29 protein-coding genes are annotated in these 22737 nt (G+C 63.9%); 20 read left to right on the forward strand and 9 right to left on the reverse strand.

Annotated features, from left to right (window positions below; all coding sequences use genetic code 11):
- Nucleotides 1-4: 4 nt before the first annotated feature.
- Together map and ACZ1II_RS11325 are read right to left on the reverse strand one after the other, a co-directional pair.
- Nucleotides 5-775 (reverse strand): type I methionyl aminopeptidase, encoded by a 771-nt coding sequence (map, locus tag ACZ1II_RS11320; RefSeq protein WP_465146529.1) that lies wholly within the window; start codon nucleotides 773-775, stop codon nucleotides 5-7.
- Nucleotides 772-1008: a ParD-like family protein gene (locus ACZ1II_RS11325; RefSeq protein WP_465146530.1), complete on the reverse strand. Its 237-nt coding sequence runs from the start codon at nucleotides 1006-1008 to the stop codon at nucleotides 772-774. The genes map and ACZ1II_RS11325 overlap by 4 nt, the downstream gene beginning before the upstream one ends.
- Before the next feature lie 126 nt (nucleotides 1009-1134).
- Between ACZ1II_RS11325 and ACZ1II_RS11330 the strand changes: the two genes are divergently transcribed.
- Complete coding sequence (locus ACZ1II_RS11330) at nucleotides 1135-1557, forward strand: Rap1a/Tai family immunity protein (protein ID WP_465146531.1); 423 nt, start codon at nucleotides 1135-1137, stop codon at nucleotides 1555-1557.
- Here ACZ1II_RS11330 and ACZ1II_RS11335 read toward each other — a convergent pair.
- The 6 genes from ACZ1II_RS11335 to ACZ1II_RS11360 form a co-directional block, all read right to left on the reverse strand.
- Nucleotides 1554-2726 (reverse strand): acyltransferase family protein, encoded by a 1173-nt coding sequence (locus ACZ1II_RS11335; protein WP_465146532.1) that lies wholly within the window; start codon nucleotides 2724-2726, stop codon nucleotides 1554-1556. The two genes, ACZ1II_RS11330 and ACZ1II_RS11335, sit on opposite strands and share 4 nt — an antisense overlap.
- Nucleotides 2727-2733: 7 nt before the next feature.
- On the reverse strand, nucleotides 2734-3777 hold the full coding sequence (locus ACZ1II_RS11340) for a hypothetical protein (RefSeq protein WP_465146533.1): 1044 nt from the start codon (nucleotides 3775-3777) through the stop codon (nucleotides 2734-2736).
- A 260-nt stretch (nucleotides 3778-4037) separates the two neighbouring features.
- Nucleotides 4038-4340, reverse strand: coding sequence for a hypothetical protein (locus ACZ1II_RS11345; protein WP_465146534.1), 303 nt, complete (start codon nucleotides 4338-4340; stop codon nucleotides 4038-4040).
- Nucleotides 4341-4455: 115 nt separating this feature from the next.
- The gene (locus tag ACZ1II_RS11350; RefSeq protein WP_465146535.1) at nucleotides 4456-5547 is read right to left on the reverse strand and encodes an AI-2E family transporter; all 1092 of its coding nucleotides are present in this window, start codon (nucleotides 5545-5547) and stop codon (nucleotides 4456-4458) included.
- A 93-nt stretch (nucleotides 5548-5640) separates the two neighbouring features.
- Nucleotides 5641-6276: a glutathione S-transferase family protein gene (locus tag ACZ1II_RS11355; protein ID WP_465146536.1), complete on the reverse strand. Its 636-nt coding sequence runs from the start codon at nucleotides 6274-6276 to the stop codon at nucleotides 5641-5643.
- Nucleotides 6277-6505: 229 nt separating this feature from the next.
- The gene (locus tag ACZ1II_RS11360; protein WP_465146537.1) at nucleotides 6506-9691 is read right to left on the reverse strand and encodes an autotransporter outer membrane beta-barrel domain-containing protein; all 3186 of its coding nucleotides are present in this window, start codon (nucleotides 9689-9691) and stop codon (nucleotides 6506-6508) included.
- Between the two features lie 543 nt (nucleotides 9692-10234).
- Here ACZ1II_RS11360 and rpsL point away from each other — a divergent pair.
- The 4 genes from rpsL (at nucleotide 10235) to tuf (ending at nucleotide 14639) form a co-directional block, all read left to right on the forward strand.
- A complete protein-coding gene (rpsL, locus tag ACZ1II_RS11365; protein ID WP_007011879.1) occupies nucleotides 10235-10606 on the forward strand; it encodes a 30S ribosomal protein S12 in 372 nt (123 codons plus the stop codon).
- A gap of 92 nt (nucleotides 10607-10698) precedes the next feature.
- Nucleotides 10699-11169 carry a 30S ribosomal protein S7 gene (gene rpsG / locus ACZ1II_RS11370; RefSeq protein WP_086490061.1) on the forward strand — a complete coding sequence of 157 codons (471 nt, stop codon included), beginning with the start codon at nucleotides 10699-10701 and terminating at the stop codon, nucleotides 11167-11169.
- A 116-nt stretch (nucleotides 11170-11285) separates the two neighbouring features.
- Entirely contained in the window at nucleotides 11286-13358 is a 2073-nt protein-coding gene (gene fusA / locus ACZ1II_RS11375; protein WP_465146538.1) for an elongation factor G, read from the forward strand.
- Between the two features lie 90 nt (nucleotides 13359-13448).
- Nucleotides 13449-14639 (forward strand): elongation factor Tu, encoded by a 1191-nt coding sequence (gene tuf, locus ACZ1II_RS11380; protein WP_465146539.1) that lies wholly within the window; start codon nucleotides 13449-13451, stop codon nucleotides 14637-14639.
- 99 nt (nucleotides 14640-14738) lie between these two features.
- Here the strand turns inward: tuf and ACZ1II_RS11385 are convergent, their stop codons facing one another.
- On the reverse strand, nucleotides 14739-15239 hold the full coding sequence (locus tag ACZ1II_RS11385; protein ID WP_465146540.1) for a hypothetical protein: 501 nt from the start codon (nucleotides 15237-15239) through the stop codon (nucleotides 14739-14741).
- Nucleotides 15240-15453: 214 nt separating this feature from the next.
- On the opposite strand from ACZ1II_RS11385, the gene rpsJ reads away from it, so the two are divergent.
- From rpsJ to rpsN, 15 genes are all read left to right on the forward strand, one after another.
- Entirely contained in the window at nucleotides 15454-15765 is a 312-nt protein-coding gene (rpsJ, locus tag ACZ1II_RS11390; protein WP_007011873.1) for a 30S ribosomal protein S10, read from the forward strand.
- Between the two features lie 337 nt (nucleotides 15766-16102).
- Entirely contained in the window at nucleotides 16103-16858 is a 756-nt protein-coding gene (gene rplC / locus ACZ1II_RS11395; RefSeq protein WP_465146541.1) for a 50S ribosomal protein L3, read from the forward strand.
- 2 nt (nucleotides 16859-16860) lie between these two features.
- Nucleotides 16861-17487 (forward strand): 50S ribosomal protein L4, encoded by a 627-nt coding sequence (rplD, locus tag ACZ1II_RS11400; RefSeq protein ID WP_021233445.1) that lies wholly within the window; start codon nucleotides 16861-16863, stop codon nucleotides 17485-17487.
- Complete coding sequence (locus ACZ1II_RS11405) at nucleotides 17480-17788, forward strand: 50S ribosomal protein L23 (RefSeq protein ID WP_147219107.1); 309 nt, start codon at nucleotides 17480-17482, stop codon at nucleotides 17786-17788. Before rplD ends, ACZ1II_RS11405 begins: the two co-directional genes overlap by 8 nt.
- Before the next feature lie 6 nt (nucleotides 17789-17794).
- Complete coding sequence (gene rplB, locus ACZ1II_RS11410; protein ID WP_147219109.1) at nucleotides 17795-18631, forward strand: 50S ribosomal protein L2; 837 nt, start codon at nucleotides 17795-17797, stop codon at nucleotides 18629-18631.
- A gap of 6 nt (nucleotides 18632-18637) precedes the next feature.
- Entirely contained in the window at nucleotides 18638-18916 is a 279-nt protein-coding gene (gene rpsS / locus ACZ1II_RS11415) for a 30S ribosomal protein S19 (protein ID WP_086490053.1), read from the forward strand.
- Nucleotides 18916-19293, forward strand: coding sequence for a 50S ribosomal protein L22 (rplV, locus tag ACZ1II_RS11420; protein WP_132386855.1), 378 nt, complete (start codon nucleotides 18916-18918; stop codon nucleotides 19291-19293). Before rpsS ends, rplV begins: the two co-directional genes overlap by 1 nt.
- 3 nt (nucleotides 19294-19296) lie before the next feature.
- Nucleotides 19297-20007, forward strand: coding sequence for a 30S ribosomal protein S3 (gene rpsC / locus ACZ1II_RS11425; protein ID WP_147219111.1), 711 nt, complete (start codon nucleotides 19297-19299; stop codon nucleotides 20005-20007).
- A 5-nt stretch (nucleotides 20008-20012) separates the two neighbouring features.
- Nucleotides 20013-20447 carry a 50S ribosomal protein L16 gene (gene rplP, locus ACZ1II_RS11430; RefSeq protein ID WP_021233439.1) on the forward strand — a complete coding sequence of 145 codons (435 nt, stop codon included), beginning with the start codon at nucleotides 20013-20015 and terminating at the stop codon, nucleotides 20445-20447.
- 12 nt (nucleotides 20448-20459) lie between these two features.
- The gene (gene rpmC, locus ACZ1II_RS11435) at nucleotides 20460-20660 is read left to right on the forward strand and encodes a 50S ribosomal protein L29 (RefSeq protein WP_465146542.1); all 201 of its coding nucleotides are present in this window, start codon (nucleotides 20460-20462) and stop codon (nucleotides 20658-20660) included.
- A 12-nt stretch (nucleotides 20661-20672) separates the two neighbouring features.
- Nucleotides 20673-20942, forward strand: a complete 270-nt coding sequence (rpsQ, locus tag ACZ1II_RS11440) for a 30S ribosomal protein S17 (protein ID WP_021233437.1) — start codon at nucleotides 20673-20675, stop codon at nucleotides 20940-20942.
- A 203-nt stretch (nucleotides 20943-21145) separates the two neighbouring features.
- On the forward strand, nucleotides 21146-21514 hold the full coding sequence (gene rplN / locus ACZ1II_RS11445; RefSeq protein WP_086490050.1) for a 50S ribosomal protein L14: 369 nt from the start codon (nucleotides 21146-21148) through the stop codon (nucleotides 21512-21514).
- Nucleotides 21514-21831 (forward strand): 50S ribosomal protein L24, encoded by a 318-nt coding sequence (rplX, locus tag ACZ1II_RS11450; RefSeq protein WP_334185183.1) that lies wholly within the window; start codon nucleotides 21514-21516, stop codon nucleotides 21829-21831. Before rplN ends, rplX begins: the two co-directional genes overlap by 1 nt.
- Nucleotides 21824-22405 carry a 50S ribosomal protein L5 gene (gene rplE, locus ACZ1II_RS11455; protein WP_021233434.1) on the forward strand — a complete coding sequence of 194 codons (582 nt, stop codon included), beginning with the start codon at nucleotides 21824-21826 and terminating at the stop codon, nucleotides 22403-22405. Before rplX ends, rplE begins: the two co-directional genes overlap by 8 nt.
- Nucleotides 22406-22431: 26 nt before the next feature.
- Entirely contained in the window at nucleotides 22432-22737 is a 306-nt protein-coding gene (rpsN, locus tag ACZ1II_RS11460) for a 30S ribosomal protein S14 (protein ID WP_021233433.1), read from the forward strand.

The following is a 22737-nucleotide window of genomic DNA, read 5'->3' on the forward strand; positions in this document are numbered from 1 at the left end:
AAGGTCAGGCGCGGGCGGCTTTTTCTTCCGGGCGCAGGGTCAGCACGCGGACACCGTCCGCCGTTACCGCGACGGTATGTTCGAACTGGGCCGAGAGCTTGCCATCGGTGGTGACGACGGTCCAGCCGTCGTCCTCGGTGCGGACGGTCCGGCGGCCCTGGTTCAGCATCGGCTCGATGGTGAAGACCATGCCCTCGCGCAGCGGCAGGCCGGTGCCGGGGCGTCCAAAATGCAGGACTTCGGGCTTCTCGTGCATTTCCCGGCCGATGCCGTGGCCGCAATAGTCGTGCACCACGGAATAGCCGGCGCGCTTGGCGTGGCGTTCGACGGCGTGGCCGATGTCGCCCAGCCGGGCGCCGGGGCGCACTGCGCGGATGCCTTTCCACATGGCCTCGTAGGTGGTCTGGACCAGCCGTCTAGCGGCGGGGGAGACGTCACCGATCAGGTAGGTCTTGCTGGAATCGGCGATGAAGCCGTTCTTCTCTAGGGTGATGTCGAAATTGACGATATCGCCCTCTTTCAGCACGTCCCCGGTGGAGGGGACGCCGTGGCAGACGACTTCGTTGCGCGAGCAGTTCAGCACGAAGCCGTAACCGTACTGACCCTTGCTGGCGGGCCGCGCGGCGAGATCGTTCACGATGAACGCCTCGACGAGGTCGTTGATCTCCATCGTCGTGCGCCCGGCGAGCGGCTGGCCGTCCAGCCAGGTGAACACGGAGGCGAGCAGGCGGCCGGATTCGGCCATGAGTTCGACTTCGGCAGGCGACTTGATCATTGCGTTGCTGCTCCGGTTTCGACCGGCCTTCTGCCGGGTTCGTTTCCGGGATCGACTCCGGCCTCACGCAGTTCGCGCACGACGATTTCCTGGAACGTCAGTCCGGGATTCATTTCGCAGAGCATGCCGATCCGGATCCAGAAAGCCGCCTGGGCATTGATCGACCGGTACGAGGCCTTGCTGGCCTTGCGCAGTTGCTCGTGGAGTTCATCCTCGATGTTGACGATACCCAATTGAACCATCCTGAATATACGAATCGTATATGTTCCATATTGCCGTTGCGGGCATACGGCAAGCGTGGCGATTGACGAGGGGCGGCTTTGCCCCAAGGGTCCGGCCTTGTTTGGAGAGATTCGACTATGAATTCCGGAAAGCTGGCTTGCATCGCGCTGATCGCTCCGCTCGGGCTGGTTCCCGTGGCGGCCCAGGCCGGGTTCTACACCGGGGACGAGCTTTACGCGATCTGCACGAGCGAGCGCGGCAGCAGCGACTATGTCGAGAAGACCTATGAATGCATCGCCTATATCACCGGTGCCGTCGATGCCTTCAACACCACGCGCAAGGTCAACAAACTGGACAGCTGCATTCCCGCCGATGTGACGATCAGCCAGCTCAAGACCGAGACGGTCGATTACCTGCGGAACAATCCTAAGGATCGGCAAGGCCCGGCGTCCGAGCAGGTCTTCGCAGCCACCCGCAAGGCCTGGCCCTGTGCCGCGCCGAAAGCGCCCCAGAAAAAAGCGCCCGCGAAGAAGAAGAGCGCACCGAGGAAAAAGCGCTAGGCCTTTCCTTCCGCGGTGCGGCGGTGGAATATCCGCTCGTGGAAGTACCACTGGTAAGGGTAGCGTTCCAGCAGGCGGTAGACGATCCGGGTGAAGAGCAGGGTTATCGGGATGACGGCTGTAAGGAACAATAGCAGCGACAGCGGCCAGTCGGAACGGAACAGGCCCAGGCTCACGAAGAGATGCCGGGTGACGAAATAGGTATAGGGGTGGGCGAGGTAGAGGCTGTAGCTCACCGTGCCGAGATAGAGCACGGCGGGCCGGTCGAGCAGGCGTCCGGTCAGGCTGCCGGGGGCGATCGCCAGGAAGAAATAGACCGAGGTGAAGGCCAGCGTCGCATAGGCGTTCGGGTTGCCCATGTTCTTCAGCATGAAGTCGTAGTGCTGGATCGAGCCGAAATAGAGGCAGCCGCCGAAGGCCAGCAGTTCCAGCACCGGGTTCCAGGCGCGGGGCGGGCGCAGGCCGCGCTCGTCGAGCAGCCGCGCGCCGATGCCCGCGAGGAAGAAGAGCATCGCCGGGAAGCGGTAGACGAGTCCGGCGCAGGCGAGCGCCAGCAGCATCGTCAGCAGCCGGTCCTTGCGGCGCATCGCGGCGTGGACGGTCAGGCAGGCCATGGCATAGAACAGGACTTCGTAGCTCAGGCTCCAGGCATTCGGGGTGAGCTGCTCGGTATGGGTCAGCAGGTTGAGCAGCAGCAGCGCAGACACGATCGAGCCGAAGTCGTTCAGCTCGGGAAAGGCATCGCTCCAGGCATTCACCGCGATGAACAGCAGCGAGAAGGCCAGGAACAGCGGATAGAGCCGGAAAAAGCGGCGCATCGCGAACTCGCGCGGGGAATAGCGCCGGACGCTGGGCAGGATCACATAGCCGCTGATCACGAAGAACAGCCAGACTCCCCAGCGGCCGAAGTTCCAGGGGGCCTCGATCACGGCGAAGTAGCTCGAATCGTGCGGGTAGACATTGAGGCCGACCCCGCCGAGGACGTGGGCGAGGAATACCATGGTCGCCGCCACCCCGCGCAGGGCATGGACGGTGGGATTGAAGGCGCCGCTTCCGCGCAGGCCTGCATTCTCCTTCGCCCTTTCGCGGGGGGGATTCTCGGGCGCCGTCAAGGCCGATCCGGCAACCTCATGGCCCTGCGGCAGGGCCGAAGCCGTATTGTCGATCATGGCCGTGTCACGCCACGCGGTTGGGCGTGCGGAGGGCGGGGCGCGGCTGTCTCGGCGACGGGGCGGTCGAACCGAAATTCGCCGGTTCGCCGAGCGGGGATTCGGCACTGGGCAGGCTGTAACCGAGGCGGCGCAAATCGTAGCCGGTCAGGCGCTGGAGTTGCTGGTTGCTCTCGGCATAGCGTTCGCCCACCGCGCGTTCGATCTGGCCCATCAGGCGGCGGCGCAGCGCCCCGTCGAACACGCGGCTGAAGGCGAACAGCGGTCGCAGCTTGCGGTAATAGCGGTCGAAGCGCGGGAACAGGATCGGGGCCTCGGGCGAAAGCTGGTTGCGGTTGAGCAGGGCATTGAGCGGGCGGCGCAGCGCCTGCATCAGGATCGGCAGGCCCTCGTTGGCGGGGGCGCCGAAGATATCGTGTGGGATCAGCGAGGCATCCTGTCTGCAGAACTGGGCGATCTCGCGGGCGACCCGGCACGCGTCGTCACGCAGCGCCTCGTAGGGCAGCACCAGCACGTTTTCCGCGCCGAACAGGCGGCGATAATACTCGATGCACTGGACATAGGCGAAGGAGCGGAAGTCAAACTCAGGCTTGCGGGAAAGCGTCCATTGCAGCGGCGTGGTCAGGCGGCGGAACGAGAGCGAGCCGCCGTCACTGATATATTGCAGGTAGTAGGAGAAGATCATCGAGCGCTGTTCACGCACGAAGATCAGGATGCGGGCATCGGGCAGGCAGTTCTTCAGGCGATCGGCGATCAATTTGGCATCGTATCCGCCCGAGGCGGGATAGCCCGAGAGCCGTTCGTGAGAGACGACCAGGGTATTGCCGCGTGCCTGCGCCTCACGGCTGCGGCGGCGATAGCTCTGGATACGGCCGGGGGATAGATCGTCGAAGGCGCCCTGTTTCACGAAGTCGACCTGGACGTGATAGCGGTCGTTCTCCAGCCGCTCGAAGCCTAGGTCGCTGCGGGCGAAGAGTGCGTTCTGCAACAGCGTGGAGGCGGTCTTGTGGAATCCGATATGGACAAGTGGTCTTGTACCCGGCTCCTGCACGTCGCGCTCCCTGGCTGTTCCGCCTGCGCATGTCGGTAAGGGTCAGGCAGTGCGGACATCGTTTGTCACGTTCAGGACAAGACCTTGAACACAAACGAGAGACCATGGCGGACGGGGGTGGGTCAATTGCCATGAATCGCCCGGAGTATCCCCCGAAAGTCTAGGCATAAGCGTGTCGGGAGGGGCGGGCGGGGAAATTCGCCTGGAAGCATCGCTGCCGAACGAGGTGACCCCGACTTTCCGGCCGGGGTCGCGAAAGATCAGCGGCAGACGCGGACGCGGCGATGATGGTGCCATTCGGTCCAGCAGCGGCGCGGATTCCTGTAGGCGTGGTGACGGCGGGCCTCGTGGCGGCGCCAGGACCTGTCACGACGGTCGTTGTAGCGGTGCCTGTCGTAACGGGGCCGATCGTAACGGCGGTGATCGCGGCGATAGTCGTCGCGGTGCGCCACGCGTTCCACGCGGTCGTGGCGGCCGTCGTAGGGATGGGCGCTGGTCGTGGAAGCCAGTCCGAGGCTGCCGGCCAGCAAGGCGAGAGCGGCGGAAATCTTGAAAATGCGCATCGGCTTCTCCTGGGCAATTGCGGGGGAAGGAAACCCTGCCGAAGCAGGGCTTCCGGTGTGCTCAGGAATAAGTCGGGGCGCTGAACAGCCGCTGAAAGCGCAAGCAGGCTCCCGTTCAGGAGGCTTGGGGTTCCTGCTCTGCGTCCGGGGAGCGATCGAAGCGCTGCTCGGTCATGATCGTCCAGCCGGTCATGAACAGGGCGCCTGCCAGCGGCCCGAGGACGATGCCGCTGAGGCCGACGAGTTCGATGCCGCCCAGCGTCGTTACCAGCACTAGCCAGTCGGGAATGCCGGTGTCGCGGCCGACCAGCATCGGGCGCAGGACATTGTCGGCCATACCGATGACCAGCACGCCCGATCCGATCACGACCGCGCCCTGCCAGACCGCGCCGGTCGCCAGCAGGTAGACCGCGACCGGTGCCCAGATAATGGCCGGGCCGATGGCGGGCAGCAGCGCGGCAATGGCCATGAGCAGGCCCCAGAGCAGGGCAGCGGGAACGCCGACGATCGCAAAGGTGATCGCCCCCAGCGCGCCCTGGGCCAGTGCCACGAGGCCGGAGCCTTTGATCGTCGCCCGAACGACGGTGACGAAGCGCTCGGCCAGACGCCGTGCCACGCTTTCTTCGAGCGGCAGGGCGCGAACGACGGCAGGGCCGATCCGCTCGCCGTCGCGCAGCAGGAAGAAGGTGACATAGAGGCCGACGCCGAAGGCCAGCATGAAGGAGGCCGCATTGGCGCCGATGGCGAGGGCACGGCTGGCGATCACGCTGACGCTGTTGCTCACCGCTTCGCTGATGCGGGCCTGGGCGCGTTCGAAACTGTTGAAGCCGAAGGAGTCGAGCTGGTGCTGGACGCGCAGGGGCAGGGCGTCATGCACTTTCTGGAAGTATTCCGCGAAGTTGATCTGGCCGTCGCGCATCTGCGCATAGACCCCGGCAGCCTGCTCGACGACGAGGCTGGTGATGACCAGCGCCGGGATCACCACCGCGACCGAGATCACCAGCAGGGCCAAGGCGGCGGCAAGGTTGCGGCGCTCCGGCCAGCGAGCCAGCAGCCGCTGGAACAGCGGTTGGAACAGCAGCGCCGCAAGGGCCGCCCAGAGCAGCGCGCCGATGAAGCTCGACACGACAAGGGTGAGGGCGACGGTGATCGCGGCAAGGAAGAGGATCAGCCCTCCGTTTTCCAGGCGCGCCCGGTTCATGGTCATGTCTGCAATTGCCCCTTCGGAAATGGTCGCGCCTCGAAACGCACAGGCCCGGGCTTTGCTCCGCGGCATGGCAGGAAGTCAATTCCCGTGATTTCAGGCGTACTTGTAAGGTCCGCCGCTGGCGAGCGCGGCCTGATAGGCGGGCCTTGCGTGAATCTTGTCCAGCCACGCCAGGGTTGCCGGTCGCGAAGAATCGAGTCCGGCGCGGCTATGGGCGGCTTCGAGCGGAAAGCTCATCATCACGTCGGCGGCGGTGAAGGTCTCGCCCGCGAACCACTCCCGGCTCGCCAGTTCCTGTTCGACGAAATCGAGGTGGACGTCGATCATCGGCTGGATGCGTTTCTGCGCCAGGCGGCCGAGCAGGGGAATGCGGCCGAGCACGAGCTTGAGCAGCAGCGGCGGCATCAGCGATCCTTCCGCATAGTGCAGGAAGTGGCGGTAGCGCAGGTCCTCCTCGCGGGTGGGTGGAGGTCCCAGCCTGCCGCCTGCCTTTTCCGTGAGGTATTCGACGATGGCGCCGGTCTCCGCGATCGTGAGCGGCGCGTCACCCTCGTCGTCGACGATCACCGGGGACTTGCCGAGCGGATGGACCGCGCGGAGCTGGGGCGGGGCGAGCATGGTCTTCTCGTCCCGTTCGTATCGCCGCAATCCGTAGGGCAGGCCCAGCTCTTCCAGCAGCCAGAGGACACGCTGGGAGCGCGAGTTTTCAAGATGGTGGACGACGATCATGCGGAACGGAACGCAGGAACCGCCGGGAAGGTCCAAAGGAAATACTGGGGGTAAAAAGGGTCCGGCCCCGGTCGCTTTCGGGACGACCGGGGCCGGAGGCTGGGCGAAGGATGCGCCGAGCGCCTGAAAGGCGCGGGGTTGGGGTGGGGGAGGCGCTTCCTTGCGGCCACCGGCCCGGCTGGGGCGCCGGAGCCGGTGGCTTCTTCCAGCCTTTCTCAAAGGTGGGCGATCACCAGCCGATGGTGACCGAACCGCGCAGGGCGAGATCCACGCGGCCGTGGCGATCCTCGGCGGCGAGTTCGCCGCCCATCGTCAGGCCCAGCGTGCCGCCGACGGCGCGCAGGCGGGCGAACCAGCCGCTCGTCGCCTCGTCGCCGTCCAGCGTGAAGTTCTGGCCGCCCGCGAAGTGCGCGGTGGTCGAACCGATGCCGCCGCTGACGATCTCGCGCCAGCCGCCTTCGGTTTCCACGCGGAACCAGTTCTCGTCGCGGCGCTGCATGCCCATGAAGTCGATGCCCAAGGTCATGCCGCCGTTGACGCCCAGCTCGTCGCTGGTGCGGGAGGCGACCGTGAGGTCGAGCGCCTTGCCGCCGCCGTTTTCGGTGTAGCCGTCTTCCTTCAGGCGCACGTAGTCCACCGTGACCGCCGGGCGGTAGAAGAAGTGGCTGCCGCCGCCCTCATAGGAGGCGCCGCCCGAAGCGGTGACGAACGTGCCGTTCCACTTGCCCTTGATCGTGCGGCTGACGTTCTCGGTGCCGATCGCGCCGATGAACTGGCGCTCGCTGTCGTAGTTCGAGCGGCCGACCGAGGCGCGGCCGTAGCTCTGCACCGCGCCGAACTGCCCGCGCCAGTGACCGGCGAGTTCGAAGGAGTTCGACTTGATCTCGCTACTGCCGCCGCTCGTGTGGCGGTTCCACAGGTAGGAGAAGGTGCCGCCGAACCGGCCGATGCCGGTCAGGTACTCGGCGCCGAGCGACATGGCGTAGCCGTTGAGGTTGTAGGCGGCATTGGCACCGGCCTTCTTGTCGCTGCCCCAGAACGAGAGGTTCATCGTCGTGCTGAAGCGGCCTTCGCCCCAGACCGGGTTGATCGGGTCCATCAGCTGGCGGGCGACGGTGCGGGTGCCGAGGCTGATGCCCTCGAACGATCCGCCGGCATGGTCGGGCAGCATCTGGCCGACGGCCTGGCGGAACTGGTCGCCGTTGGTGATGCCGAGGAACACGTCCTCGATCTTCTCGTCCTGGCTGAGGGCGGTGAAGATCGCGTTGTAGGCGGTGGCCTGCGACCGGTTGAGGCCGAGTTCGGCTACAGTGCGGCGGGCGACATCGACGACAATGGTGTTCGCGGCGGCCTTGTCGTCCAGCGTGGCCTTGAACATGTAGGGCACGAGGTCGGTCGCGGCTTCGAGGTTGTCGCGGCCCTGGATCGTGCCGGCGGTCAGCACCTGATAGCTGCCCTCGGCGGTGGAGACGTCGGCGAGCTTGATGGCGAGCTTGGAGCCGTCCGCGAAGGAGGCGGTGCCCGCGACGGTATAGGCCGAGCCCTGGCCCGCCGCCTTGTTCAGCGTCACGGCTACGATGCCGTCCTTGCCGACATCGAGCGAGCCGATCGCGGTGGGCTTGTTCACGTCGAGCATGCCGCCCGTGACCTTGACCGCAAGGTTTCCGGCATTCGCCAGCGAACCGGAGAAGACCGACGTGCCGGTAAGGGTCAGCGTATCGGCGCCGCCGCCGAAGTCCGCCGTGCCGACGAAGCGTGAGGTGCCCGCCAGCGTCATCGTGTCCGAACCGGTGCCGAAGGTGACATTGCCGGTCTGCACTGCGTCGCCCGAAAGCGCGAGGGTGTTGTTGCCGCCGCCGAAGGCGACGTTGCCGGTCACGGTGCCGTCGGCGATGTCCACTATGTCATTGCCGCCGCCGAGCAGGATGTCGCCGACGATCGAGGGGGCGGTGAAGCCTGCGCCGACCTGGGTCTGCTTCACGGTCACGCTACCGGCGGCGTTGGTAAGGTCGATGGCGATGTTCTTGCCCGAACCGGCCTTGGCGCCGGTGGCCGAGATCGTGCCGCTGTTCTCGATGAGGTTCAGGGTGCCGCTGGCATCGCTGATCGCGGTGGCTGCGCCGTTTTCGTTGACCGCGGCGGCCTTGATCGTGCCGGAGTTGCGCAGGGTGGGCAGGCTGGCGCCCGCATCGATGCGCACCGCGACGGCCCGCGCGCCCGAGGCGCTGATGGTGCCCGCGTTCTGGATCAGCGGCGTGCTGGCGCCCGCGCCAAGGCGCAGGGCGGTGGCGGTCGCGTCCTTGGAGGTCGCGGCGATACCGCCGGTGATGCCGATGCCGTTGGCGATCGTCACTTTGCCGCCGAGGCCGCCGATGGCCACGCCGTTGCCGTCGATCCCGGTGTAGAGGCCGTGGCCTTCAACGGTGCCGTCGATCTGGAGGCCGTACTTGCTGGCGGTGCTGGCGACCGGGCCGATGGCGATGTCCTTGGTCGCGGAGCCGATCACGATGGCCGGGGCCTTGCCGTAAGTGGCGACCTTGGCGGCGCCCTCGGTGGCGTCGGGGATGCCGTCGCCGTCTTCGTCGGCATTGTTGGGATCGCTGTCCTTCGGGGCGACGGCGAGGACGATGCCGCCGGTCACATTACCTTCGACCACGATGGCCGAGCCGCCCTGGAGCAGATCGTCGGCATCGAGCTTCGACGGGTCAGCGGGCGGGGTGGTATAGCGGTAGCCGGTCGAGACGATCGCGCCCTGCACGACCAAGGCGCCGTTCACATCGCCGCCGAACTGCGCGCCGATCGCGTTCTTGCCCTGCGCCAGCACCGAACCGGCGAGGCGGACGTTGCCGTCGATCTGGCCGGTCTTCACGCCGATGGCATTGTCACCCAGTACATTTGTCTTGCCGTCATGGGTGAAATTGCCGGTCAGCTTGCCGCCCAGCGAGATGCCGGCGGAATCGTTGCCCTTGATGGTGATCGTGCCGCTCTGGGTGATCTTGCCGGTGTGGTCGCCCTCGGTGCGGATGCCGATCTTGTTGGAGCCGAGCGCGAAGGGACCGTCGAGGTCGCCGTCCTTGTCGTCGTCGGTCGGGGTATAGGGCTCGTCGAGGGTGATCGTGCCGGTGTTGACGATGTCGCCGGTGGTTCCGGCATTGGCGACGATGCCGCGCACGCCATTGGCATTGGTGATCGTGATCGCACCGGCATTGGCGACGTTGTTGTTGCTGTCCATCGTCACCGCGGTGCCGGACGTCAGCACGACGGAGCCGTCCTTGGTGATGTTGATCGCGTCGGCGGCGCCGTTCTTGATCGTCGAGGTGAGGAGCGGCGTGGTCTTCTTGGTGGCCACGTCCTCAGCATGAGCGGCGGTCGCCATGGCGAGAAGCGCGGTGGAGGCAAGCAGGTAGCGAGGCATCTTCGTCCCTTCAGATCGATATCGAGAGCTGAGACGGAGACCTTCGCGGGACGCCTTGAAAAATATTCGCAGGCCGGAGATGTCGCTCTGGCTCGGCCTGTGTGTGGTGCCGGTAAATCTTGACCCTTGGGCGCAAATCTCCTAAGGGCGCGCATCTCCTGCGGGTATTCCCGAAGGAAACGACATAGAGCTGAACATTGCCATGTCAGCATTTCCGGGCCTTTCGGCGCAGTCCTGCGAGCGAAAGGCGGTAAGGTTTCCGCGAATCGCGGACCTTCCGGCGGAACGGCGCATGGCAAAGTAATCCGGTGCATTGGCCGGGTGGAGTGTTTTTCGGCTCACGTGTGCAGCGAGCGTAGCGCTTGCGGCCAGCGGTCCCAGCTTTCGCTGGGATGACGGGCGCAAGCAGGCAGGCTTGGTGTGATGCGTGATCTCACTCTTCCCTTTCAGATGTACCGGCCCGGAACCTTCCGGGGTGCGACGGGTCGATGCCGATGGTTTCGGCGGCGATCCATCGCACTCCCATTTGAAAGAAGAGTATAGATGCCCACTATCAACCAGCTGGTCCGCAAGGGCCGCGAGCCGCAGAAGGCCAAGTCGAAGGTTCCTGCCATGGAGCAGAACCCGCAGAAGCGCGGCGTCTGCACCCGCGTTTACACCACGACCCCGAAGAAGCCGAACTCGGCTCTCCGCAAGGTCGCCAAGGTGCGCCTGACCAACAGCCGCGAAGTCATTTCGTACATCCCCGGTGAAGGCCACAACCTTCAGGAGCACTCGGTCGTGCTCATCCGCGGCGGCCGCGTCCGCGACCTTCCCGGCGTGCGCTACCACATCCTGCGCGGCGTGCTCGACACGCAGGGCGTCAAGGATCGCAAGCAGTCGCGCTCGAAGTACGGCGCCAAGCGTCCGAAGTAAGCCGGTGCGCGGGGTCTCACGCCTCGCACGGTACACGATTTACCGGCCGGTGATGCTCACGCTCCCGCCCGAAAGAACAAGGAATACCAACGATGTCACGTCGTCGTCGTCCCGAGAAGCGGGAAATCCTGCCTGATCCGAAGTTCGGTGATCAGGTCCTGTCGAAGTTCATGAACAACCTCATGCTCGACGGCAAGAAGTCGGTCGCCGAATCGATCGTCTACGGTGCCATGGAAACCATGGAAACCCGCGCCAAGTCGGACCCGGTCCAGCTGTTCCACGATGCCCTGAACAACGTGAAGCCGCAGATCGAAGTTCGCAGCCGCCGCGTCGGTGGTGCGACCTACCAGGTCCCGGTCGAAGTTCGTCCGGAGCGCGCCCAGGCCCTCGCCATCCGCTGGCTGATCACGGCTGCCCGCAACCGTCCCGAGACCACCATGTCGGCGCGTCTCTCGGGCGAGCTGCTCGACGCTGCCAACAACCGCGGCAATGCCGTGAAGAAGCGCGAAGACACGCACCGCATGGCGGACGCGAACCGCGCCTTCTCGCACTACCGCTGGTAATGTGAGCGTGTGGCCCCGGATGAGAAGTCATCCGGGCGTCACACTTTTATTTCAGGGGGCGAGGTCTTATCTGAAGGCCGCCTCGCTCCCGAAACACTCCTGGTAAGGAAATCACCATGGCACGCAGCCATCCGCTCAATATGTACCGTAACATCGGTATTATGGCGCACATCGACGCCGGTAAGACCACCACTACCGAGCGTATCCTCTACTACACCGGCAAGTCCTACAAGATCGGCGAAGTCCACGACGGCGCTGCTACCATGGACTGGATGGAGCAGGAGCAGGAACGCGGCATCACCATCACCTCGGCTGCGACCACCTGCTTCTGGGGCGACTACCGCATCAACATCATCGACACCCCCGGCCACGTCGACTTCACCATCGAAGTCGAACGTTCGCTGCGCGTGCTCGACGGTGCGGTTGCATGCTTCGACGGCGTTGCCGGTGTTGAGCCGCAGTCGGAAACCGTGTGGCGTCAGGCTGACAAGTACGGCGTTCCGCGCATGTGCTTCATCAACAAGCTCGACCGTACCGGCGCGAACTTCAAGTACTGCGTGCAGTCGATCATCGACCGCCTCGGTGCGACGCCTGCCGTGCTCTACATCCCGATCGGTCTCGAAGCCGATCTGAAGGGCCTGGTCGACCTGGTTCACAACCGCGCGATCATCTGGAAGGACGAATCGCTCGGCGCCGAGTTCTTCTACGAAGAAATCCCGGCCGAACTCGCTGACGAAGCTGCCGAATATCGTGAAAAGCTGCTCGAACTCGCTGTCGAGCAGGACGATGCGGTCATGGAAGCCTACCTCGAAGGCACCGAGCCCGACGTCGACACGCTGAAGGCGCTGATCCGCAAGGGCACGCTGAACCACAAGTTCGTTCCGGTCGTCTGCGGCTCGGCGTTCAAGAACAAGGGCGTCCAGCCCCTGCTCGACGCCGTTGTCGACTACCTGCCTTCGCCGCTCGACATCGAAGACGTCCAGGGCGTCAAGGTCGACAGCGACGAGCCCGACAGCCGTCCGCCGTCGGACGAAGCTCCGTTCTCGGCGCTTGCGTTCAAGGTCATGAACGATCCGTTCGTCGGCTCGCTCACCTTCTGCCGCATCTACTCCGGCACGCTCTCGAAGGGTTCGTACCTGAACTCGGTGAAGCAGAAGAAGGAAAAGGTCGGCCGCATTCTCGAAATGCACGCCAACGACCGTAAGGACATCGACGAGGCCTACGCGGGCGACATCGTCGCGCTGGCCGGCATGAAGGAAACCACCACGGGCGACACGCTCTGCTCCGAAAAGGCGCCGATCGTTCTCGAACGCATGGAATTCCCCGAGCCGGTTATCGAACTGTCGGTCGAACCCAAGACCAAGGCCGACCAGGAGAAGATGGGCGTCGCGCTCAACCGTCTCTCGGCCGAGGACCCCTCGTTCCGCGTCACCACCGACCACGAGTCGGGCCAGACGATCATCAAGGGCATGGGCGAACTTCACCTGGACATCATCGTCGACCGCATGCGTCGCGAGTTCAAGGTCGAAGCCAACGTCGGCGCTCCGCAGGTCGCCTATCGCGAATACCTCGCCAAGGCTGTCGATGTGGACTACACCCACAAGAAGCAGTCGGGTGGTACCGGTCAGTTCGGTCGCGTGAAGATCAAGGTCACGCCGGGCGAGCGCGGTGCGGGCATCACCTTCAAGGACGAGATCAAGGGCGGTAACATTCCGAAGGAATATATCCCCGCGATCGAAAAGGGCATGCGCGAAACCGCTGCCTCGGGCTCGCTGGTCGGCTTCCCGATCATCGACTTCGACATCGTCCTCTACGACGGTGCCTACCACGACGTCGACTCGTCGGCCCTGGCCTTCGAAATCGCCGGTCGCGGTGCTATGCGTGAAGTCGCCCAGAAGGCCGGCATCAAGCTGCTAGAGCCGATCATGAAGGTCGAAGTCGTCACCCCCGAGGAATACCTCGGCGACGTCATCGGCGACATGAACAGCCGTCGTGGCCAGATCCAGGGTACCGACAGCCGCGGTAACGCTCAGGTTGTCGAGTCCATGGTTCCGCTCGCGAACATGTTCGGCTACGTGAACCAGCTCCGCTCGTTCACCCAGGGCCGTGCAAACTACTCGATGTTCTTCTCCCACTATGACGAAGTCCCGGCGAACGTCGCGGCCGAGGTCAAGGAGAAGCTTGCCTAATCGGCAAGATCATTCTAGGGGCGGCGCCTGTTTCGGCGGGCGCTGCCTCACATTCCCGCAGATTACAATTCAAGCAAAGAAGGTTTGAAAATGGCGAAGGCAAAATTCGAGCGGAACAAGCCGCACTGTAACATCGGCACCATCGGTCACGTTGACCACGGCAAGACCACCCTGACGGCCGCCATCACCAAGGTGATGTCGGAAACCTTCGGCGGTGAAGCCGTTGACTTCGCGAACATCGACAAGGCTCCGGAAGAGCGCGAGCGCGGCATCACGATCTCGACCGCACACGTCGAGTACGAGACCGAAGCACGTCACTACGCGCACGTCGACTGCCCGGGTCACGCTGACTACGTGAAGAACATGATCACCGGTGCTGCCCAGATGGACGGCGCTATCCTCGTTGTGAACGCTGCTGACGGCCCGATGCCGCAGACCCGCGAACACATCCTGCTCGCTCGCCAGGTCGGCGTGCCGCAGCTGGTCGTGTACATGAACAAGGTCGACCAGGTCGACGACGCCGAGCTGCTCGAGCTCGTCGAACTCGAAGTTCGCGAACTGCTCTCGTCGTACGACTTCGACGGCGACAACATCCCCGTCATCAAGGGTTCGGCTCTGGCCGCCCTCGAAGGCCGTGACGACGAAATCGGCAAGAGCTCGATCCTCGAGCTCATGAAGGCTGTCGACGAGTTCATCCCGCAGCCCCCGCGTCCCACCGACAAGGCATTCCTGATGCCCGTCGAAGACGTGTTCTCGATCTCGGGTCGTGGTACGGTTGTGACCGGCCGCGTCGAAACCGGCATCGTCAAGGTTGGTGAAGAAGTCGAAGTCGTCGGTATCCGCGACACGCAGAAGACCACCGTCACCGGCGTCGAAATGTTCCGCAAGCTGCTCGACCAGGGTGAAGCCGGCGACAACATCGGCGCGCTGGTTCGTGGCCTGAAGCGCGACGACGTTGAGCGTGGCCAGGTTCTCGCCAAGCCGGGCACCGTGACCCCGCACACCGAGTTCTCGGCTGAAGTCTACGTCCTGTCGAAGGACGAAGGCGGCCGTCACACGCCGTTCTTCGCGAACTACCGTCCGCAGTTCTACTTCCGCACCACCGACGTGACCGGCGAAGTGATCCTTCCCGAGGGCACCGAGATGGTCATGCCTGGCGACAACGTCTCGCTGTCGATCAAGCTCATCGCTCCGATCGCCATGGACGAAGGTCTCCGCTTCGCAATCCGCGAAGGCGGCCGCACCGTCGGTTCGGGCGTCGTTGCCACGATCACGAAGTAATTCGTCGATCGTCAGCTTCGGCTAACGTGATTGGCCCGGCGTCTCGAAAGAGGCGCCGGGCTTTTCGCGTTGATGGGGTTTGAAGTTTGGCGGGCGCCTTTATCGCGCCCGCAATTCGCCTTGCCCGATCTTCCAGGCATCCGAACCCTTGGGGGCTTCGGGAATGGAACTGAGGTCGATGTAGTAGACCGGCTCCGGCACGCGGCCGAACGGGATTGTGATGCAGGGGCCGAGGCAGCCCGGCAGGTCCCAGAGGTCCGGCGGGTAGGCCGCGCCCGTGCGGGTGCTTTCGTCCAGCGACTTCGAGGCCGGAACCCGCTGGTTGGTGCCGTCGCCGCCGTGGGAGCAGACGACGATCGTGCCGTCGTTGCCGCCATTGCTTGCGCGGGCGGCTTCGCGGCAGGCATCGTCCACGGCGCCGCCCGTGGCATCGGGCATAGCGGCGTGGGCGGTAAGCACGTCGGTGTCGTCGAGGTTGATGGGGGTGCCCGTTCCGCTGGGGGTGTAGGCGGATCTGTCGGCTGCACTGGCACCGGGCGCCAGGTATGCAAGGGTCAGCGCGGCAAGCGCACTGGAAATTTTCGTGGCGATGGGGGACATGGAAAGCGGCTTCTGTTAGGCGTCGCCGGGTCAAGGTAGGATTCGGACCGGGCGCAGGGAAGGGCGGATGCGACGAACTGCGCCATCGGCCTTCTGGAAACCTGCGTGGCGGCGTGAAATCAGGGGTTGCCCGACTCGCCTTCACCGTGTAGGGGCGCGGTTCGAATTTGACGGGACTTCTGGTCCTATGGCTCTTTCTCATCGGTAGTAGGTAATGGAAGCTCAGAACATCCGTATCCGCCTCAAGGCGTTTGACCATCGCGTGCTCGACCAGGCCACTGGCGAAATCGCTGACACGGCCCGCCGCACCGGCGCTCTGATTCGTGGGCCCATTCCGCTTCCGACCAAGATCGAGAAGTTCACGGTCAACCGTGGTCCGCACATCGACAAGAAGTCGCGTGAGCAGTTCGAAGTCCGCACCTACAAGCGTCTGCTTGACATCGTGCAGCCGAACGCAGCTACCGTCGACGCTCTGATGAAGCTCGACCTGGCTGCCGGCGTGAACGTCGAGATCAAGCTGGCCTGAGCCGGTTTTTCGGGGTGACCTTCCAGGTTGCCCCGACAGTCTTTTGATCGGACTTGAAACGATCGGTGAATTTCGGATCCTCGGATCCAGATTACCTTGTCGGCCATGAGGCCGGCTTTGCGGGCGAAAGCCCGCAGAGACAGCGCCCCGAGAGGGGACACAAGGGATACCTCCGCCGTCTCCTTCGGGAAGCGTCGGGAATGCGTCCCCCGTCTCGTTTCCGCGGTCCATAGTGGGCTTGCAGGGAACACCTGACCCGGACGGGGTTCGTATCATAACAGGGTTGGACACGCGTACGAGGGATGGTCCTGCGTACGCCTCTGTAAGGAGAAAGGTCATGCGTACAGGCGTGATCGCCAAGAAAGTCGGGATGACCCGCCTGTTCCAGGAGGACGGTCGCCACGTGCCCGTCACTGTCCTGGCACTTGAAGACTGTCAGGTGGTTTCGGTTCGTACTGCTGATCGTGACGGCTACGTCGCGGTTCAGCTCGGTGCGGGCGAAGCAAAGCAGAAGAACGTTGCCAAGCCGCAGCGTGAACACTTCGCTAAGGCGCAGGTTCCCCTCAAGATGCGCGTCGCGGAATTCCGCGTCGCCGACGACGCCCTCCTCGAAGTTGGCGCCACGATCGCTGCCTCGCACTTCGTGCCCGGCCAGCTGGTCGACGTAGGCGGCCACACCCAGGGTAAGGGTTTCCAGGGCGCCATGAAGCGCTGGGGCTTCGGCGGTATGCGCGCCACCCACGGTGTTTCGATCTCGCACCGTGCGCACGGTTCGACGGGTAACCGTCAGGACCCGGGCAAGGTGTTCAAGAACAAGAAGATGGCCGGCCACATGGGCGACCGTCAGCGCACCCAGCAGAACCTCGAAATCGTCCGCGTGGACGACGAGCGTGGCCTGATCTTCGTCAAGGGCTCGGTCCCCGGTTCGAAGAACGCCTGGCTCACCGTTTCGGACGCCGTCAAGGTCGACCGTCACGCCGAGGCTCCGTACCCCGCCGGCATCAAGTCGGCCAGCAACACCAATGATACGGCCGCTGCCGTGACCCCGGCCGAAGCCGCGGCTCCCGAAGCGACCGAAGGCCAGGAGGGCTAATCATGAAGGTTCAGGTCCTCAACATCGACGGTTCGGCCGCCAACGCCGACATCGAACTGTCGGACGACGTGTTCGGTCTCGAACCGCGCGCGGACATCCTGCACCGCGTCGTCACCTGGCAGCTCGAAAACCGTCGCGGCATCGCCCGTGCGACCCGCGAGCGTTCGGACGTTGCCCGTACCGGCAAGAAGTTCGGCCGCCAGAAGGGTGGCGGTACTGCCCGTCACGGCGACCGTGCCGCTCCCGTCTTCATCGGCGGTGGTAAGGCTCACGGTGCCCGTCGCCGCGAGTTCAACATCTCGCTAAACAAGAAGATCCGTGCACTCGGTCTGAAGATGGCTCTTTCGGCCAAGGCTCAGAACGGTCTCGTGATCGTCGACTCGCTCGACGTTTCCGACGCCAAGACCAAGGCGCTCGCCGGTCAGCTCGCCAAGGCGAACTTCGGCAAGAAGGTTCTCGTCATGGACGGTGAGCAGGTCAACGAGGGCTTCGCCCTGGCTGCCCGCAACATCGTCGGCGTGAACGTGCTCCCGGCTGTCGGCGCGAACGTCTACGACATCCTGAAGCATGATACGCTGGTGTTGACGCGCGCCGCTGTCGAAAAGCTGGAGGCGCGTTTCAATGGCTAAGACCGTGGACATCCGTCACTACGACGTGATCCTCTCGCCGCACATCACCGAGAAGTCGACCCTGCTCTCCGAGCAGAACGCCGTCGTCTTCAAGGTTGCTGATAAGGCGACCAAGCCCGAGATCAAGGCCGCCGTCGAAGCTCTCTTCGACGTCAAGGTCACCGGCGTGAACACGCTGGTCGTCAAGGGCAAGACCAAGCGCTGGCGCGGTAAGGCTTACCGTCGCAGCGACGTGAAGAAGGCGATTGTCACGCTGGCCGAAGGCCAGTCGATCGACATCACCGAAGGCGCGCGGGGTTAATTTCCGATGGCACTCAAGCATTACAACCCGACCAGCCCCGCACGCCGCGGCCTGGTCCTCGTCGACAAGTCGTCGCTCTGGAAGGGCAAGCCCCTCAAGGCGCTGACCGAAGGCAAGAGCAAGACCGGCGGCCGCAACAACAAGGGTCACGTGACCTCGCGCGGCATCGCTGGCGGCCACAAGCAGAAGTACCGCTTCATCGACTTCAAGCGTCGTAAGTGGGACATGGAAGCGACCGTGGAGCGTATCGAATACGATCCCAACCGCACCGCTTTCATCGCGCTCGTGAAGTACACCGACGGTGAACTGACCTACATCATCGCGCCGCAGCGTCTCGCCGTCGGCGACGTCGTGATCGCCGGTGAGAAGACCGACGTGAAGCCCGGCAACGCCATGCTTCTGTCGCAGATGCCGGTCGGCACGATCTGCCACAACGTCGAAATGAAGCCCGGCAAGGGCGGTCAGATCGCACGTTCGGCAGGCACCTACGTCCAGGTCGTCGGTCGTGACCGCGGCATGGTCATCGTTCGCCTCAACTCGGGCGAGCAGCGCTACCTGCGTGGCGACTGCATGGGCACCGTTGGCGCCGTGTCGAACCCCGACAACGCCAACCAGACCCTCGCCAAGGCCGGTCGCGGCCGTTGGCTGGGCCGTCGCCCGCTGACCCGTGGTGTTGCCAAGAACCCGGTCGACCACCCGCACGGCGGTGGTGAAGGCCGTACCTCGGGCGGCCGTCACCCGGTCACTCCGTGGGGCAAGCCGACCAAGGGCGCTCGTACCCGCAACAACAAGCAGACGGACAAGATGATCATCCGTTCGCGCCACGCCAAGAAGAAGAGGTAAGACACGATGGCACGTTCCGTCTGGAAAGGCCCCTTCGTCGACCTGTACCTTCTCAAGAAGGCCGAGGTCGCGCAGGATGCCGGTGCAAAGGCTGCTCCGATCAAGACCTGGTCGCGTCGCTCCACCATCCTTCCGCAGTTCGTTGGCCTGACCTTCCAGGTCTACAACGGACACAAGTTCATCCCGGTCTCGGTCAACGAGGACATGGTCGGTCACAAGCTCGGTGAATTCGCGCCCACGCGCACCTTCCCGGGCCACGCTGCCGACAAGAAGGGCAAGCGCTAATGAGCAAGCAGGCAGCACCCCGCCGCGTCGGCGAGAAGGAAGCTCTTGCGGTCGGCACCACCATCCGTGGTTCCGCCCAGAAGCTCAACCTCGTCGCCGCCCTGATCCGCGGCCGCAAGGTCGAAGACGCGATGAACATCCTGGCCTTCTCCAAGAAGGCGATGGCCCAGGACGCGCGCAAGATCCTCGCTTCGGCGATCGCGAACGCGGAAAACAACCACAACCTCGACGTCGACGCTCTCGTCGTCGCCGAGGCGTCGGTCGGCAAGTCGATCACCATGAAGCGTTTCCATGCTCGTGGTCGCGGCAAGTCCACCCGTATCCTCAAGCCGTTTTCGCGCCTGCGGATCGTCGTTCGCGAAGTCGAGGAGGCCTGATCCATGGGTCATAAGAGCAATCCGATCGGTCTGCGTCTGCAGATCAACCGTACCTGGGACAGCCGCTGGTTCGCGGAAGGCCGGGACTACGGCAAGCTGCTTGAGGAAGACCTCAAGATCCGCAAGTTCATCGTCGCGAAGCTGCCCCAGGCCGCTATCTCGAAGGTGGTGATCGAGCGTCCGGCCAAGCTGTGCCGCATCTCGATCTATGCAGCCCGTCCCGGTGTGATCATCGGCAAGAAGGGTGCGGACATCGAGAAGCTCCGCAAGGAGCTGGCGAAGATCACCAGCAGCGAAGTGAAGCTGAACATCGTCGAGATCCGCAAGCCGGAAGTCGATTCGAAGCTCGTCGCTCAGGGCATCGCCGATCAGCTGATCCGCCGCGTTGCATTCCGCCGTGCGATGAAGCGCGCCGTTCAGTCGGCCCTTCGTCTCGGCGCCGAAGGTATCAAGATCACCTGCGGTGGTCGCCTTGGCGGTGCGGAAATCGCGCGTACCGAATGGTACCGTGAAGGCCGCGTGCCGCTTCACACCCTGCGTGCAAACATCGACTATGCCGAAGCCGAGGCGCTGACCGCCTATGGCATCATCGGCATCAAGGTCTGGATCTTCAAGGGCGAAATCCTTGGCCACGACCCGATGGCGCAGGACCGCCTGATGATGGAGGCACAGACCTCCGGCGTGCGTCCGGCACGCGATGACCGCAGGAACTAAGAGTCATGCTGCAACCGAAGAAGACCAAGTTCCGCAAGGCCTTCAAGGGCCGGATCAAGGGTGATGCCAAGGGCGGCACCGACCTGAACTTCGGCTCGTACGGCCTCAAGGCTCTCGAGCCCGAGCGGATCACCGCCCGCCAGATCGAAGCGGCTCGCCGCGCGATCACGCGTCACATCAAGCGCCAGGGTCGTCTCTGGATCCGCGTCTTCCCCGACGTGCCGGTTTCGAAGAAGCCTGCTGAAGTCCGTCAGGGTAAGGGCAAGGGTTCGGTCGAATACTGGGCAGCCCGCGTCAAGCCGGGCCGCATCCTGTTCGAACTGGATGGCGTCGCTGGCCCCCTCGCAGCCGAGGCTTTCAGCCGCGCTGCGATGAAGCTGCCGATCAAGACCAAGGTCGTGGCTCGCCTCGGCGACACCTCGCACCTTGGCGGCGAGTAAGGAAGTCGAATCATGGCTAACAAGATCGAAGACCTTCGCGCCAAGACCGACGACCAGCTCGCCGCTGATCTCGTCGAGCTGAAGCGCGAGCAGTTCAACCTGCGGTTCCAGGCCGCGACCAGCCAGCTTGAAGCGCCCGCGCGCATCAAGCAGGTGCGTCGTGACATCGCCCGCATCAAGACGCTCCAGGCCGAGCGTTCGGCGCAGGCCTAAGGAGGAAACACGATGCCCAAGCGTATTCTGATCGGGACCGTCGTTTCCGACAAGACCGACAAGACCGTGACCGTGCTGGTCGAGCGCAAGGTGAAGCACCCCCTCTACGGGAAGATCATCCGTCGCTCGAAGAAGTACCACGCTCACGACGAAGATAACGCCTTCAAGACCGGCGAACGCGTCCGGATCGAGGAGACGAAGCCCTTCTCGAAGACCAAGACCTGGAAGGTTCTTGACCGTCTTCAGGCGAGCAAGGGTACCGCGCTCGAAGCCGAGGTATAAGATTTGGACCGGCCATGTCCCTGAAGACATGGCCGGTTTGATCTGCCTCGGCCTCAGGGCCGGACAAGAGTGTTGACCTGGACGGACGAATGCGTCAAATGCGCGCACTTCGCCCGTCGGGGCGACTCGGGCCCCTCGTGGGCCTGTCTTTTTAGGAACTGCCGGACTTGTTCCGGCAAGCCAGTTGAGAAGGACTCGGATCGATGATCCAGATGCAATCCAATCTCGACGTCGCGGACAATAGCGGCGCAAAGCGCGTTCAGTGCATCAAGGTGCTGGGCGGGTCGAAGCGTCGTTTCGCAGGCGTCGGCGACATCATCGTGGTGTCGGTGAAGGAGGCGCAGCCCCGCGCTCGCGTCAAGAAGGGCGACGTTCACCGTGCGGTGATCGTGCGTACCCGCAAGGACGTCCGTCGTACCGACGGCAGCGTCATCCGCTTCGACAGCAACGCAGCGGTGCTCATCAACAAGAACGAGGAGCCGATCGGCACCCGTATCTTTGGCCCCGTCGTGCGCGAGCTTCGCGGCAAGGGCTTCATGAAGATCATCTCGCTTGCTCCGGAGGTGCTGTAATGGCTGCCGCGAAGATCAAGAAGGGTGACTCCGTCGTCGTCCTGTCCGGCAAGGACAAGGGCCGCACCGGCACCGTGCTTCAGGTTCTCCCGAAGGACGCCAAGGTCGTGGTCGAGGGCGTGAACGTCGCTACCAAGCACCGCAAGCCGACCCAGCAGAACCCGCAGGGCGGCATCGAGCGTACGCCGGCTCCGATGGCGATCTGCAAGGTTGCCGTTGCCGACAAGGACGGCAAGCCGACCCGCGTTCGCTTCGAAACCAAGGACGGCAAGAAGGTCCGCGTGGCCGTGAAGTCCGGGGAGACCATCGATGGCTGAGAAGTACACTCCGCGTCTGCGCTCGAAGTACGACGCTGAAATCGCGAAGGCGATGACCGAGAAGTTCGGTTACAAGAACGTGATGGAAGTGCCGAAGATCGAGAAGATCACGCTCAACATGGGCGTCGGCGAAGCGAGCCAGGACAAGAAGAAGGTCCAGACCGCTGCTGCCGAGATGGAAGCCATCGCCGGTCAGAAGCCCGTCGTGACCAAGGCCCGCAAGTCGATCGCACAGTTCAAGCTGCGCGAAGGCATGCCGATCGGCTGCAAGGTGACGCTCCGTCGTGAGCGCATGTACGAGTTCCTCGATCGTCTCGTCACCATCGCAATGCCCCGCATCCGCGACTTCCGTGGTCTGAACCCGAAGTCGTTCGACGGCCGCGGCAACTACGCGATGGGTCTCAAGGAGCAGATCATCTTCCCGGAGATCAGCTACGACAAGATCGAGAAGGTGCGTGGCATGGACATCATCGTCACCACCACCGCGAAGACCGACGAGGAAGCACGCGAACTGCTTCGTCTGTTCGGTTTCCCGTTCCCGGCTGAAGAGTCGGAACAGAAGGAAGCGGCGTGAGCCGCTGAGGAAGAGAGCTTAAGTCCATGGCGAAACTGAGTTCCGTGAACAAGAACGAGCGTCGCAAGAAGCTCGTCAAGAAGTATGCAGGCAAGTACGAGCGCCTCAAGGCGGTCGCTGACGATGAATCGCTCGATGAAACCGAGCGTCTCATTGCTCGCCTGAAGCTGGCCGAGATCCCGCGCAACGGCAACCCGACCCGGGTTCGCAATCGCTGCGCAACGACCGGCCGTCCGCGCGGTTATTACCGCAAGTTCGGCCTGTGCCGCGTCGAGCTGCGTGATCTTGCCAACAAGGGCATGATCCCCGGCGTGACCAAGTCGAGCTGGTAA

It is taken from the genome of Novosphingobium sp. BL-S-20 (genome assembly GCF_055521635.1).